Annotated in this window: 14 protein-coding genes; 11 read left to right on the forward strand and 3 right to left on the reverse strand. The window is 64.8% G+C overall.

Features of this window, described 5'->3' with window-relative positions; translation table 11 throughout:
* Positions 1–131 precede the first annotated feature (131 nt).
* Entirely contained in the window at positions 132–1,613 is a 1,482-nt protein-coding gene (locus WKW77_RS07180; protein WP_340356205.1) for an MDR family MFS transporter, read from the reverse strand.
* Positions 1,614–1,931: 318 nt separating this feature from the next.
* A complete protein-coding gene (locus WKW77_RS07185; RefSeq protein WP_340356155.1) occupies positions 1,932–2,774 on the reverse strand; it encodes an ATP adenylyltransferase family protein in 843 nt (280 codons plus the stop codon).
* A 234-nt stretch (positions 2,775–3,008) separates the two neighbouring features.
* Here WKW77_RS07185 and WKW77_RS07190 point away from each other — a divergent pair, with 234 nt between their 5' ends.
* The 5 genes from WKW77_RS07190 (at position 3,009) to WKW77_RS07210 (ending at position 6,331) form a co-directional block, all read left to right on the forward strand.
* Positions 3,009–3,407, forward strand: coding sequence for a VOC family protein (locus WKW77_RS07190; protein WP_340356156.1), 399 nt, complete (start codon positions 3,009–3,011; stop codon positions 3,405–3,407).
* Positions 3,408–3,750: 343 nt separating this feature from the next.
* Positions 3,751–4,191, forward strand: coding sequence for a group III truncated hemoglobin (locus WKW77_RS07195; RefSeq protein WP_422823143.1), 441 nt, complete (start codon positions 3,751–3,753; stop codon positions 4,189–4,191).
* The gene (locus WKW77_RS07200; RefSeq protein WP_340356158.1) at positions 4,184–5,425 is read left to right on the forward strand and encodes an NnrS family protein; all 1,242 of its coding nucleotides are present in this window, start codon (positions 4,184–4,186) and stop codon (positions 5,423–5,425) included. Before WKW77_RS07195 ends, WKW77_RS07200 begins: the two co-directional genes overlap by 8 nt.
* A gap of 13 nt (positions 5,426–5,438) precedes the next feature.
* Positions 5,439–5,894 carry an RrF2 family transcriptional regulator gene (locus WKW77_RS07205; RefSeq protein ID WP_340356159.1) on the forward strand — a complete coding sequence of 152 codons (456 nt, stop codon included), beginning with the start codon at positions 5,439–5,441 and terminating at the stop codon, positions 5,892–5,894.
* Positions 5,891–6,331, forward strand: coding sequence for a CopD family copper resistance protein (locus WKW77_RS07210; RefSeq protein WP_340356160.1), 441 nt, complete (start codon positions 5,891–5,893; stop codon positions 6,329–6,331). The genes WKW77_RS07205 and WKW77_RS07210 overlap by 4 nt, the downstream gene beginning before the upstream one ends.
* Before the next feature lie 281 nt (positions 6,332–6,612).
* Here the strand turns inward: WKW77_RS07210 and WKW77_RS07215 are convergent, their stop codons facing one another.
* Positions 6,613–7,053 (reverse strand): hypothetical protein, encoded by a 441-nt coding sequence (locus WKW77_RS07215; protein WP_340356161.1) that lies wholly within the window; start codon positions 7,051–7,053, stop codon positions 6,613–6,615.
* A 191-nt stretch (positions 7,054–7,244) separates the two neighbouring features.
* Here WKW77_RS07215 and WKW77_RS07220 point away from each other — a divergent pair, with 191 nt between their 5' ends.
* The 6 genes from WKW77_RS07220 to WKW77_RS07245 all read left to right on the forward strand — a co-directional run bounded on the left by WKW77_RS07220 (position 7,245) and on the right by WKW77_RS07245 (position 13,244).
* Positions 7,245–7,679: an ester cyclase gene (locus WKW77_RS07220; RefSeq protein WP_340356162.1), complete on the forward strand. Its 435-nt coding sequence runs from the start codon at positions 7,245–7,247 to the stop codon at positions 7,677–7,679.
* 296 nt (positions 7,680–7,975) lie between these two features.
* Positions 7,976–8,977, forward strand: coding sequence for a Bug family tripartite tricarboxylate transporter substrate binding protein (locus tag WKW77_RS07225; protein ID WP_340356163.1), 1,002 nt, complete (start codon positions 7,976–7,978; stop codon positions 8,975–8,977).
* A gap of 11 nt (positions 8,978–8,988) precedes the next feature.
* Positions 8,989–9,966, forward strand: coding sequence for a D-2-hydroxyacid dehydrogenase family protein (locus tag WKW77_RS07230; protein ID WP_340356164.1), 978 nt, complete (start codon positions 8,989–8,991; stop codon positions 9,964–9,966).
* A gap of 267 nt (positions 9,967–10,233) precedes the next feature.
* A complete protein-coding gene (locus tag WKW77_RS07235) occupies positions 10,234–10,824 on the forward strand; it encodes an NAD(P)H-dependent oxidoreductase (RefSeq protein ID WP_340356165.1) in 591 nt (196 codons plus the stop codon).
* 46 nt (positions 10,825–10,870) lie between these two features.
* Complete coding sequence (locus WKW77_RS07240) at positions 10,871–12,043, forward strand: LLM class flavin-dependent oxidoreductase (RefSeq protein WP_340356166.1); 1,173 nt, start codon at positions 10,871–10,873, stop codon at positions 12,041–12,043.
* Between the two features lie 28 nt (positions 12,044–12,071).
* The gene (locus tag WKW77_RS07245; RefSeq protein ID WP_340356167.1) at positions 12,072–13,244 is read left to right on the forward strand and encodes a flavin reductase; all 1,173 of its coding nucleotides are present in this window, start codon (positions 12,072–12,074) and stop codon (positions 13,242–13,244) included.
* Positions 13,245–13,251: the final 7 nt, after the last annotated feature.

The following is a 13,251-nucleotide window of genomic DNA, read 5'->3' on the forward strand; positions in this document are numbered from 1 at the left end:
GAGAGGGCCAGTACGAGGGCAACAAAGACGACCAGTCGATTCACTTCCGAACCACCTTTCAAGAGCCGGCCACACACCTCGTATCTCCAGATGCACCATGCGCGCCGCAGTCCTGCGCAACCTGCGTTGGTTCAACGCGCCTCGATGGTCCTCACGCTCATGCCCTGGCGCGGCAGTAGCAGTGCCAGCGCCAGAATCACCCCGCTCATTGCCAGCATGACCACGAAGGTCAGGTGCAGCGACGAGCCGACAGCCAGACGCAAGCCCGCTTCGCCGGCGCCGGAAACGGCAGTGCCCTGCAGCAGGTCGCGCAACTGTTCCTCCGGCACCGAGATACCGCCGTTGTGGCGGACCAGTCCGAAGTTGAAGACGGCGCCGAAAAAGGTGGCACCGAGCGCGCTGCCGAGGTTGCGGGAGAAGATGTTGGAGGCGGTGGCGCTACCGCGCTGCGCCATGGCGACCGACTCCTGAATCAGGATCAGCGAGCACAGGCTCAGCAAGCCCATCCCGAGGCCCATGAGGAAAGAGCCGATGCCGGCAGAAGTCGGCGAGCCGTCCGAATGCAGAAACGCGAATACTGCGGCGCCGGCCGGCACCAGCACCGATCCAATCAACATGAGTCGCCTGAGGCCTGCGCGCATGAAACTGCGCGACGCGATGGTGGCGCCGATCGGCCAACCGAGCATCACCATCGTGAGCGCCAGGCCAGCGACCACCGGCGAGTGCCCCAGCACCACCTGGACGTACATCGGCAGGAAACTTGTGACGCCGATCAGCGCCATGCCGGTCAGCAGCGCCGAGCCGTTGACGGTGGCGATGATGCGTCGGCTCCAGAGCTCGAACGAAACCATCGGATCGGCTACGCGACGCTCTTGAAAGGTGAACAACACCGCGACAACGACGAAGACGCCAGCCCAGCTCCAAGCTTCCGTGGTGTGGCCGAGGCCGCTTTCCGTCAGGCAGATCATCAGCGAGGCGATGCCGGCGGTGAACAGCAGGGCGCCGGGCAGGTCAATGGAGGCTCGTCGCGTCACTGGCGCCTCGCGCAGATGAAACCAGAAGCCGCCGGCGGCGGCGAGCCCGATCGGTACGTTCATCCAGAAGATCCAGCTCCACGACAGGCGGGTGACGATGAGCGCTCCGAGCATCGGGCCGAGCACCGCCGACACTGCCCACACGCTCGCCAGGTAGCCCTGCACTTTGCCGCGCTCCTGCACTGGATAGAGATCGCCGACGATGGTCAACGAGACCGGCTGGATCGCGCCGGCGCCGATGCCCTGGATGAGCCGGAAGGCGATCATCGCCGGCATCGACCAAGCGAACCCGGCCGCAAGGGAACCGATCAGAAAAATTGCGATGCCGACAAGGATCACGGGCCTGCGGCCGTAGATGTCCGACAGCTTGCCGAAGACGACCGTCATCGCTGTCTGCGCTAGCAGGAACGAAGCGAAGACCCAGCTATAGAGGCTCAGACCGCCGAGCTGCGAGGCGATCTGCGGCATCACGGTGGCGACGATCGTCGCCTCGATCGCGACCATGGCCATCGAGGCCATGACGGCCAGGATGACCATCGGCCGATTGGTTGTTTTGGGAGTGCTGGGGATGGCAGACATCGGTGCAAAGCGCAGGACTTGGGGCCACGCGCCGAGGGAAGACGCAAGGACTCGCGAAAAACATCCGATGCTAGCGATCCCGGCGCATTCCTGTCGGGCGCGGGCTAATCGCCCCCTGCCCTTGGCCCCCAAAGGCTCCAAGGCTGCCTCCGCGAGGCGCACGTGGCCGGGGGAAAGGGCAGTCGGACGAGAAATGACAGGTGAAACTGCCTCTGTGCAACGGGATATGCCGCGGGACTGCGGCGATAGCGGGCGCAAGCGCAAAGTCGCACGACCGACTGCTTGATGGCAGAGACCCGCCACCCCGCGAAATATCGGTCATGCGTCGTGGGGCACGTCCTGCGGCATCGCAACCGTGCGCAGCACCTGCATTGGCCCGATTGCATGGACGCGGTCCAACTCCTCTTGCGAACGCAAGAACAATGAGCCTGCGAAGCCAAGCGCATTCACCGAGATGGATTCGAAGCATGCGCGCGAACGCGGCACGACGAGCATCCAGCCTCGGCGAACCAGCAGGTTGTAAGGAGTCGACTGAACTTCGCCGTCTGCGGCGGCGACAGCGGAAATGCCACATCGATGAAGCAACTCGCGATAGAGGGCATGCCACTCGGGAGCCGTCGTGTGGGGCGCCAGACGTGCGAACGCATGGCTGAACGGCAGCCGCGAGTCGTTGCCGAGCACACGTTCCATGGGTACTTCGTCCGCGCTCTCGCGTGCGAGCGGGAGCGGCACAAGCTGCAGGTGCTTGTGCCGCTGGCTGGCGCCGGCTTCGACGCCCCCGTTGTAGAAGGCGAGCCCATCGACTTCGCTCAGGCAAGTGATGAGCGCCGCGAAATCCTCAACGGTAAGGAGGCGCTCCTGGCGCTCGAAGCAGCGCGTGACGAGCAGCATATGGCCGGCGAGCAGCTGGAACTTGTTCAGCAGAATGTAGTGCGAAGGCGCGACGTCGCCGACGAACAGCGACCGCTCGTAGGCGCCGAGTGGGTCGCTGGCCGCCACGACAGGGCGCGCCTCGTCCTTCCGCGCAAGGCTCGACACGGTGCGCAGGACGAACCGGACGCCGCCGCTGTCGAGGAGAACGGTTCGAGTCTCGATCGGCTGCAGTGCACCGTCTGCCAGGGCGCGCCGTATTGCATTCTGGACGATGGACAGCGAATACACGCCCTCATTCTCGACCCCTTCCGCGCAATTGGGAACGACCACGCGGAGCCAAGGACTCAGGCGTCGACGAAAGCTCGCAACGCAGCTCCTGCGGTTCCGCCTGCTCTGGACGGAGCCAGGAGCAGTAGGATGGAGCATCATTGGCAATCTCCGCAGCGCGATGAAACCCGACCACCCTTTCAGCCAGCTGGCTCATCCCGGCCTGGGCCGCTCATGTCGATCGCAGGGCTCACCATGTCGGACATCGGCCTGACACATATCGCGCTTCCCGTGCACTCGCTCGCAGCCAGCGTGGCGTTCTATGCGAAGTACGCGGCCATGCAAGTTGTGCATTCGCGACCGGGGGTGGTCTGGATCAGTGACCGCACGCGGCCGTTCGCAGTCGTTCTCATTGAAACTTCGAACGAAATCAAACCGCTCTTGCCGATGGCGCACCTTGGCGTCGGCGTGCGGTCTCGGGAAGAAGTTGATCGCCTCTGCCAACTGGCACGACAGGATCAATGTCTGGCTCGAGAGCCGGAAGAATCGGGCCCTCCGGTTGGCTACTGGGCGCTGATGCGGGATCCGGACGGTCACACGCTCGAGGTTGCCTATGGTCAAGAACTGGGCCACGCAGTCGAGGGCTCGGCCTAACCCGGCCTAACCCTTTACTTGGCCCTCGGTGAAGTCGGCGTGCGCGCGAGCCTGCGGCATCGAGCTTCGGGTGAGCGAGGTAGCGCGATGTAGTCGCGTTCACCTGAAAGCAGTTGTCGACACGCGCCGGCGGGTCCTGCCCCAGATTTGCTCGGGCAGCGCCCGGCCCGCCAGAAAAACCATGCGGATCAACTGCGGGTAGGCCGTCTTCAGCGTGCTGCTGCCGACCGCTGTGCCCCTCTCTACCGCTGGCATGCAGTTCGAAGTTGTTGACGCAGGTCAAGGCGAAGAAATCCGTCGCGCGTCGGGCCAAGCCCTTTAAGATATATTTTCACTACATCTTATGAGAACTTGCCCCAGGCAAGTCAAGGAGCGTGAATTGAGCGACAAAGAGTTGTGCACCGAGGAAGAGATTTCGAACCTGGTTCGTGCTTTCTACGCACGCGTGCGCCAGGACGAGCTGCTGGGTCCCATCTTCGACGCGCACATCGAGGATTGGGACCAACATCAGCACAAGTTGGTCGACTTCTGGTCGACCATCTTGCGCCGCACGGGACGCTTCACCGGTGCTCCGATGCCCAAGCACGCGAGGTTACCGGGCCTGAACGCCGAACTGTTCCGGCGTTGGCTTGCCCTGTTTCGCGAGACCACCGCCGCGCAGCCGAACAGGACCATGGGCGAGCAGGCCCAGGCAGCCGCCGAGCGCATCGCGCAAAGCCTGTGGATGGGCTACCAGATCGGCCGCGACCCGGACGCCGCCCCCGCGGCGCTCGCCTGTGGCTGAGCTGCTTCATATCGACGAGCCGGGGCGCGCAGCGGCCGCGGCGCCGCAGTGGCGTGCCTTCCTCGAGATGGGGTTCCGCCCGCTCTATCTCGCGGGCTGCCTTTGGGCCGCAGTCTCGGTGGCGCTGTGGGTGTTCGCACCGCAATGGTTGACGAGCCAAATGGCCGGTGTGGTCTGGCATGCCCACGAAATGCTCTGGGGCTTCATCGCAACCATTGCTGTCGGCTTCCTACTCACGGCCGGCAGCAACTGGACAGGCATCAACCCTCTGCGCGGCCCCTCCCTGGGAGGCTTGAGCGTCCTGTGGGTGCTGGCACGGATCGGCTTTCTCACACCCCGTCCCGTGTTCTTCTGGATGGCGGCTGCCTGCGAGCTGCTGTTCTTCGGCTGGGCCGCCGTGGCACTCGGCCGCGCGATCTATGCAGCACGCAGTCGGCGCAACTACGGCGTACCACTGCTCGTGCTTGCACTCGGCGCGGCCGATGCGCTTTACCTGCGGGCCGTCTGGCAGGGCGACCACGGCCTGCTGATGCAGCGCTTCAACACCGGATTGTTGTGCATGGCGGTGATCGCGCTCCTTGTGGCGCGGCGGGTGGTCCCATTCTTCGCGATGCGCGCGGTGCCCGGTCTGTCGATCCCGATGCACACGGGCAGCGGACGATGGCAACTTGGCGCGGGCGCACTGGCCATCGGCTTCAGCCTTCTGAACTGGATGCCGGGCGTGGCCGCTTTCCTCGCATTGGCCGGAGCCATCGCCCTGGTGCAGGTGCTGGCCTGGAAGCCGTGGGCCGTGCGCCGGGTCCCGCTGCTGTGGATCCTCTACCTTGGCTACGCCGGGCTGGGCGCGGGCTTGCTGGTCGCGGCGGCTCACGCGACCGGCCTGCTGCTGCGCGCCGCATGGCCGGCTCATGTGATCGGCGTGGCGGGGTTTTCGGTGCTGATCATCGGCATGGTCACGCGCACGGCGCTGGGTCACCTGGGCCGGCCCCTGCGCGCGGACCGCAGCATGGTGGCCGCCTACCTGCTGGTGATTGCCGCGGCCGCGCTGCGCTTGCTGGCCCTGCTGCCGACGAGCCTCGCAGCCAGTGCGCTGCATGCCTCGGCCGGTGCCTGGGTGCTGGCTTTCGCGCTGTACCTGTGGCGCTTCTTCCCGATGATGATCCGGCCGCGCATCGACGAGCCCGCTTCGAAGATCACTCTCAGGCCGACCTCGCGGACGCGCACGCCGAAATGACCGGAGTCCACCCATGCGCCTGACCATGATGACCGACTACGCGTTGCGCCTGCTGATGTACGTGGCGAGCCGGCAAGATCGGCTGTGCACGATCGCCGAGATCGCGCAAGCCCACGAGATCTCCGAGGCGCACCTGATGAAGGTGACGCACCAGCTCGGGCTGCAGGGATGGATCGAGACCGTGCGCGGCAAGGGCGGTGGCATGCGCCTGGCCCACGCGCCGGCCCAGATCAACCTGGGCGCGGTGGTGCGTGGCATCGAGCCGGACTTCGACCTGGTCGAGTGCTTCGCCACGAACAGTCAATGCACGTTGACAGGCCGCTGTCGCCTGGCGGGCGTGCTCGACGGCGCGATGCGGGGTTTCCTGGCGTACCTGGACGGCTTCACCCTGGCGGACCTGCTTCCCGGCACCGATCAATCCCTCGCCGCGGGCCGGCGCATGAAGGTCGAACGTCGGATACGCGCATGAGCTACGGCCTTCTGTTGGCGATCCATCTTCTGGCGGCGATCGCCTTCGTCGGCACCGTGTTCTTCGAGGTGGTCATGCTCGAAGGCGTGCGCCGACGCCTGCCACAGGAGATGATGCGCGAGGTCGAGCGCGCGATCGGCAACCGGGCGACGGCCGTGATGCCCTGGGTGCTGATGACGCTCTACGCCGCCGGCATCGGCATGGCCTGGCACCATCGCGCCGCACTGGCCCAGCCGCTGGCCAGCGGTTTCGGGCTGCTGCTGGCGCTCAAGATCGGGTTGGCGCTGAGCGTTTTCGGGCATTTCATCACGGCCATGGTGTGGCGGCGGCGCGGGGTGCTGGGCGGAAGACGTTCCCGCCGCCTGCACCTGAGCGTGTTCTGCCATGTCCTCGTCATCGTGCTGCTGGCAAAGGCCATGTTCTATCTTCACTGGTGAGGGTCCGCGCCACTCCACCGCGCCGTGAACAATGCCGCTTGGGTGTTGTCCGTTTGGTCACGCGAGCCGCATAAGTCATGCGCGATGCGCGGCAGAGGATCGTCGTACCTGGCCGTTGGCCGCGTCGCCGCTGGGCCGGCCTAGTTCGGCGCATCCCTTGGCGTCAACTGCCCCCCGCCCTCCCCTCCAGCGACAGGTCTGCCCGTTGCGATCGGACTCGGCTTTGGCCGTCTAGCGGACCCGAAACCTGTCATTCAACTTCGAGCCTCTTGACGTTGCGGTCATGTCCCATCTCGCGACGTCCCTTGCGCTTGACCACGCAGGCTGAGATACGCCAACAAGATGCACGACAAGCTCAGCAATAACGTCATGACGACCGGAAGGTCAAGAAGGACAACAATTCCTGCGTCCATGAGCGCATAAGTGAGTTCGGCTCCGGCCAGAAGAGCAATGGCTGCACCAAAGAGCAAGGCCAGCCAGCACATCCACTTCGGCAACACGCCCAGCTTTCCCAGAGGCCAGACACATGGCATCCCGAGGCGGAGGGTCAAGGCACTCAGGAGCAGCGTGATGCTTGGTAGCGCAATATCGAGCGTTCGGCGATTGGCGCGGGCGAATGACGCCACGAAATCAAAGATCTCGACTGCGGCCACCAGGAACGAGACTGCAGCAAGTATGAGCGGCAGGAACAGCCAACGGGACGCGATTGGGGAAGTAGTCATAGGACGGACGTCCAGCATTCTCGCCTTGCTGATCGGCAAAGCATCTGCGCTCGCACGCCAAGGCTGCGCATCCAAAGGCTGCGCCCTTGCGGGGAACTCCCCGCCAGGAAATATCCCCCCATGGGAGGATGATGGCCGTTGGTCCGGTCAACAAGATGGCGTACCTTTCATGAACGAGAACGGTGGAAGACATGAGCAGCTCGAATCGAGAGATCGTGGTGTCGTTCTTTGACAAGGTTTGGGGTGCCGGGGAGGAAGCGGCGATCGATCGCCTCATGGCACCGACTGCGAAGATTCACGGGCTGCCCTCCCCCGATGGAGGATCCATCGTCGGACCCGCTGCGTTCAAGCCATTTGTTCGACAGTTCCGCCAGGCGTTCCCCGATTTGAAGATCCGCGCATTTCACATCGTTTGCGAAGGAAACCTTGTCGTCTATCACTGCAACGTGACGGGCACGCATCAGGGGCCGGATCTGGGCGTACCGGCCAGTGGTTCGAGAATCGAGATCGAGGGGGTGGTGATCGGAGCCATCGAAGGTGGGCAGATCCAGGAAGGCTGGAACTGCTTCGACTTCATGACCTTGTACCAGCAGGTTGGAATGCTCCCGCTACTCTCTGGCCACTGAACCCGACTGGGGCGGAGGGCTGCCGATCCAGCTCGAAGTGATCCATGTCGCGCCTGGCATGGCCTGCCTGGTGACGGTGATTCACTGGGGCTCGGCGAGCGTCTCCTCGAGCACCCTGCGCGCGGCGATTTCCATGCCACGTCCCAGGAACGGTTCGACGGACTGGCCGTCTGCGGACATCTTCTTTCGAGCGCAAAGCGTCAATTCCAAGCAGTGGAATTGAAGAACTGCGCCGCCGGAGTTTGGGGCTAAGCTTTGACTGCGCCTCCAACCCGAGTCAAGAGAAAGAGACATCCATGCCTGCATCCCCTCGTCTTTCCATCGACCGACGCGGCTTCCATCGGCTCGCCGCGTCCGCCACTCTCGCGGCGTTGGCCCTGGCCAGCCCCTTCGCACGCGCTGCCTTCCCCGACAAGCCGCTGCGAATCATCGTGCCCTTCGCCCCGGGCGGCCCGACCGACCTGATGGCGCGCTCGATCAGCAAGAGCATGGCGGCGAGCCTTGGCCAGCCGGTGATCGTGGACAACAAGCCCGGCGGCGGCGGCGTGATCGGCATGAGCGAGGTGGCGCGCGGTCCTGCCGACGGCTACACGATGGTGTTCCCGTCGATCCTTGCGGTCACCAATCCCGCGCTCATGGCCAACTACCCTTTCGACACGTTGCGCGACTTCGCGCCGCTCACCGTCGTGGGCTTTATCCCGCATGCGGTGGTGGTGCGGCCGGACTTTCCAGCGAAGACCCTGCAGGAGTTGGTGGCGATGGGCAAGGCCAAGCCCGAAAGCCTGTCCTATGGCTCCTCAGGCAACGGCACCTCGGCGCACCTGGGCGCCGCGCTGTTCGTGCAGCGCGCCGGCATCCGCGCTGTCCACGTCCCCTACCGCGGCGCCGGCCCGGCAGTGCAGGACCTACTGGGCGGCCAGATCCAGTTCATGTTCCTCGACATGAGCTCGGCGCTGGGGCAGATCAAGGCCGGCAAGCTGCGCGCGCTCGCTGTGGCACCCAAAGCGCGCTTCGAGGGCTTGCCGGAGGTGCCGACCGTGGCCGAACAGGGCTACCCGGGCTTCGACGTGCACGGCTGGTACGGCCTGCTTTTGCGCGCGGGCACGCCGGCGCCCGTGATGCAGCGGCTGTATGCAGAAGTGAAGCGCGCGCTCGAGACGCAGGAGGTGCGCGAGATCTTCCGGGCCCAGGGCATCGAGCCGGGCGGCATGCCGCCGGCCGAGTTCACGGCACTGATGCGTGACGACCTGGCGTTGTGGAAGCGCACCGTCGAGCAATTGAACATCCCGATGCAGTGAGGAGCCCGTCGATGCGCATAGCCATTCCCGACGACTACCAGGACTGCGTGCGAACGCTGGACTGCTTCGCCCGCCTCGCAGGTCATGAAGTCCGCATCTTCAACGACACGGTAAAAGGCACCGACGCGCTCGCCGCGCGCTTCGCCGATGCCGAGGCGATCGTGCTGACGCGCGAGCGCACGCGCATCGATGCGGCGCTGCTCGATCGCCTGCCGAGGCTTCGCCTCATCAGCCAGACCGGCAAGCTCGCAGGGCATGTGGACCTGGAGGCCTGTACCGCTCGCGGCGTGGTAGTGACCGAAGGCCGCGGCGCAGGCTCGTCGACCGCGGAACTCACCTGGGCACTGACGCTGGCAAGCCGCCGCCATCTCGTGCAGGAAGCCAACCGCCTGCGGCAAGGCAGTTGGCAAGGCCACCTGGGTCAACAGCTCGGCGGGCAGCGCCTGGGCGTGTGGAGCTATGGGCGCATCGGCCGGCAGGTGGCGGCCTACGGGCGGGTGTTCGGCATGCAGGTCTGGGTCTGGGGCCGAGAGGCCTCGACGCAGGCCGCGCGCGCCGACGGCTTCGAGGTCGCACCCACGCGCGAGGCCTTCTTTGCCGATAGCGACGTGCTCAGCCTGCATGTGCGGCTTGACGAACACACCACCGGCATCGTGCGTGAATCGGACCTCGCTCGCATGAAGCCCACCGCCCTGCTGGTGAACACCAGCCGAGCCGAGCTGGTCGAGGCCGGTGCGCTCGAGCGTGCGCTGCAACGAGGCCGTCCGGGCTTCGCGGCCATCGACGTGTTCGAGGAAGAGCCCCTGCGGCGCGGCGAGCATCCGCTCCTGGCCTTGCCCAATGCGCTGTGCACCCCGCATATCGGCTATGTCGAGCGCGACAACTACGAGCGCTACTTCGGCATTGCCTTCGACAACATCAACCGCTTTGCCGAAGGCACGCTGACCGAGGCCGTCAACCCGCAGGCCATCGCAGCCATGCGCCGCTGAGGGCGGGCCGGGCGAAGCGCGCGGGAGGCGAGCAACGGCCCAATAAGCCCAACTATTCAGCCACGGACCTGGCCGCCGCCTGCGAAGTGCTCGCGGCGAGCGGTGGCTCTCGCAGAACCTGGCAAAGGCGGTGGCGCAGCGGCCTACAAATTTCGTCAAGGCCGTGTTGATCAGAATCAGCTTCAACCTTCGCGCCACCGTCCATAGCATTCGCCTCCATGCCGCATCGGGGAATCGTTCCCTGCGATGCACTCACAGGAGACGCGAATGGAATTCGACAGGTCTGCGAACGCACCCTTCGCGCAGCGTGCGCTGCGGATCGTCGGTTTCAGCGGCAATCTCACGCGGCCGTCGCGCACCCGCACCCTTGTGCAGGCCGTGCTCGATACGGCGAGCGCGCGCGGCCTGGGACAGACAACGACCTTCGACCTGATCGACGCGGGCCCGTCGTTCGGCCAGACAACAGAGCGCGCGAAGGCACATCCCGAAGTCGAAGCCGTCCTCGGCGCCATCCAGAACGCCGACGCCCTGGTGGTCGGAACGGCGGTCTACAAGGGCGCTTACACCGGGCTCTTCAAGCACCTCTTCGATCTGTTCGACATGACGGCGCTGACCCGCAAGCCGGTGATCGTCACGGCGACGGGTGCCGCCCCTCACCACGCCTCGGTGATCGACTATCACCTGCGGCCCCTCTTCCTGTTTTTCGACTGCTGTGTGGGAACGCGCGGCCTCTACGCGCTGCAGCCCGACTTCGAATCGCCCGACCGGCTGCTCCCGGCTTTCCAGTCCCGGATCGACCGCACGGTCGACGAACTCGCGCAACTGCTGCAACCCGCCCGCATTGCTGCTTCTTGCTGATCTCTAGCCTCTCGTTCATTCCACCTTTCATTCAAGGAGACACGCCATGACCAACCTCGACGCCTTCCGCGAAGCCGGCAACCCGATGTTCAACGACAACAAGTTCAAGCTGGGCATCTTCGGCTCGAACTGTTCGAACGCGTGCGCGATGACGCTGGCGGAGACCAGCTTCGAGCCGACCTTCGAGAAGAACAAGGAGATCGCCGGGATCCTCGAAGCGGCAGGATGGGAGTGCATGGTGCCGATCGCGCGTTGGCGCGGCTTCGGCGGGCCGAGCAACTTCAACGGCAATTGCATGGAAACCTACACCTGGGCCGCATCGCTGGCCGCGGTGACGAAGAAGATCTTCCTGTTTGCCACATCGCATGTGCCCACCATCTATCCCATCGTCGCAGCCAAGATGGGCACCACCATCGACCGCATCTCCAGGGGCCGCTTCGGCATCAACATGGTGTGCGGCTGGTTCACGCCCGAGATGGAAATGTTCGGCCGCAAGATGATGGAGCACGACACCCGCTACGAGTACGCCACCGAGTGGGTCGAGATCGTCGAGAAGCTCTGGACCGAGCAATGGTTCGACTACGAAGGGCAGTTCCTGTCGGTGAAGCAGGGCTTCGCGGACCCCAAGCCCTTCCAGAACCCGCGCCCGGTGCTCATCAGTGCCGGATCGTCAGGCAAGGGCCGCGAGTTCGCCGCCAAGTTCTGCGACATCAACTTCTCGGTCATCGAGGAAGAAGGCCTCGACAAGGCGACCGGGTGGGTCAAGGAAATGAAGAAGCTGGCCTGGGACCGGTACAAGCGCGAGATCGGCACCTTCACCTACAGCTACGCGGTGGCGCGCGACACGGAGAAGGAAGCGAAGGAGTACTACGACTACTACGTCAACCAGAAGGGGGACTGGGAAGCCGCGGACAACATCTGCAAGGTATTCGGCGTCGAGAGCGGTTCGTACTCGCCCGACTACATGGACAAGTTCCGCCGCAACTTCATTGCCGGCTGGGGCGGCTACCCGCTGGTGGGCACGCCGGAACAGATCGTCGATCGCATGCTGGAGATGTCGAAGACCGGTGTCGATGGCTCGCTGATCACCATGGTCGACTACAACCAGGAACTGCCCTACTGGAACGAGAAGGTGATGCCGCTGCTGGTGCAGGCCGGGCTGCGCAAGGCGCCCGCGGCATCGCCCGCCACGGCCACCCGCGAGCCGGCACTCGCCTGAGAGCGTCCTGCGGGATCAGGAGTTCGACATGACCACTTCTTTGGCCGACAGCGCTCAGGTGACGACGGAGTTCAAGCGCGCGATGCGCCGGCTTGCGTCCACCGTGACGATCATCAGTACCGCCGATGTCAACGGCAACCGCTACGGCATGACAGCTACCGCAGTGAACTCGCTCACGATGGATCCGCCGTCGCTCCTGATTTGCGTCAATCACAGCGCGAGCATCCATCCGGCCTTGTTGGGCCGGGGCCGATTCTGCGTCAATGTGCTCACCACGGAGCATGAGGATCTGGTGTCCGCCTTCAGCGGCCGACTCAAGGGGGATGCACGCTTCGAGGTCGGCGAATGGCGCAACGAAGACGGCGGGATGCCGTACCTGGAGGATGCGCAGAGCAACCTCTTTTGCGACATCGACAGCGTCATCCCGTTCGGAACCCACTCTGTCGTGATCGGCCGCGTGAGCGCCGTGCGCGTCGAAGAAGGCATTCGCCCGCTCATCTTTGCCGATGGCAAGCTGGGCGCGACGCAATCGCTCACCGGCCATGTGCGGATTGCGTCCAACCTGTCGACGCTGACGCAGTTCCTGCCGAGCGACCTGCAAAGCTTCCTGAAGAAGAATCCGCTGATCGATGTGCATCTCGAAGAGAAGGTGAGCACTGCGGTGCTGACCGCCGTTCAGGAGAACGCCTGCGACATCGGGCTGATCGTCGAAGGCCCCAAGGTCAGCGGACTGGAAGTGATTCCATACCGCGAGGATCGCCTCGTGCTGACGGTGCCGGCGGATCATCCGCTCGCGACAAAGGCCTCCGTGAAGTTCGCCGACACGCTGGAGTACGACTATGTCGGACTGCACACCGGCAGTCAGATCAACCTGCAGATCCAGCGCGCTGCGGCCGAGCTCGACAAAGCATGGCGCTGCCGGATGCAGGTGCACACCTACGATGCGCTCGCGGCGATGGTGCAGGCGGGCCTGGGCATCGGCATGCTGCCGCTGAAGATGGCGAACCTCTATGCGACGGCAATGGATCTCAGGATCGTCGACCTCGACGAGCCATGGGCCCGCCGCCGCCACGCGATCGTGATCCGGTCCTATGAGTCATTGCAGACGGCCGGCAAGCGCCTGATCGATCACCTCAAGCGCGCTTCGCAAACTGCCGACGGGCAAGCGGAAGTGCATGCGCACGACGAGGTACGTGCTTGAGGCGACG

This window comes from Variovorax ureilyticus (genome assembly GCF_037889935.1).
GTDB classification, from domain to species: domain Bacteria; phylum Pseudomonadota; class Gammaproteobacteria; order Burkholderiales; family Burkholderiaceae_C; genus Variovorax; species Variovorax ureilyticus.

What these genes read in the sequence shown, in the direction of transcription:
- WKW77_RS07180 (WP_340356205.1), bottom strand. Translation starts at nt 1,613, where the DNA reads ATGTCTGCCATCCCCAGCACTCCCAAAACAACCAATCGGCCGATGGTC.
- WKW77_RS07190 (WP_340356156.1), top strand. Translation starts at nt 3,009, where the DNA reads ATGTCGGACATCGGCCTGACACATATCGCGCTTCCCGTGCACTCGCTC.
- WKW77_RS07195 (WP_422823143.1), top strand. Translation starts at nt 3,751, where the DNA reads ATGAGAACTTGCCCCAGGCAAGTCAAGGAGCGTGAATTGAGCGACAAA.
- WKW77_RS07205 (WP_340356159.1), top strand. Translation starts at nt 5,439, where the DNA reads ATGCGCCTGACCATGATGACCGACTACGCGTTGCGCCTGCTGATGTAC.
- WKW77_RS07210 (WP_340356160.1), top strand. Translation starts at nt 5,891, where the DNA reads ATGAGCTACGGCCTTCTGTTGGCGATCCATCTTCTGGCGGCGATCGCC.
- WKW77_RS07215 (WP_340356161.1), bottom strand. Translation starts at nt 7,053, where the DNA reads ATGACTACTTCCCCAATCGCGTCCCGTTGGCTGTTCCTGCCGCTCATA.
- WKW77_RS07220 (WP_340356162.1), top strand. Translation starts at nt 7,245, where the DNA reads ATGAGCAGCTCGAATCGAGAGATCGTGGTGTCGTTCTTTGACAAGGTT.
- WKW77_RS07225 (WP_340356163.1), top strand. Translation starts at nt 7,976, where the DNA reads ATGCCTGCATCCCCTCGTCTTTCCATCGACCGACGCGGCTTCCATCGG.
- WKW77_RS07230 (WP_340356164.1), top strand. Translation starts at nt 8,989, where the DNA reads ATGCGCATAGCCATTCCCGACGACTACCAGGACTGCGTGCGAACGCTG.
- WKW77_RS07235 (WP_340356165.1), top strand. Translation starts at nt 10,234, where the DNA reads ATGGAATTCGACAGGTCTGCGAACGCACCCTTCGCGCAGCGTGCGCTG.
- WKW77_RS07240 (WP_340356166.1), top strand. Translation starts at nt 10,871, where the DNA reads ATGACCAACCTCGACGCCTTCCGCGAAGCCGGCAACCCGATGTTCAAC.
- WKW77_RS07245 (WP_340356167.1), top strand. Translation starts at nt 12,072, where the DNA reads ATGACCACTTCTTTGGCCGACAGCGCTCAGGTGACGACGGAGTTCAAG.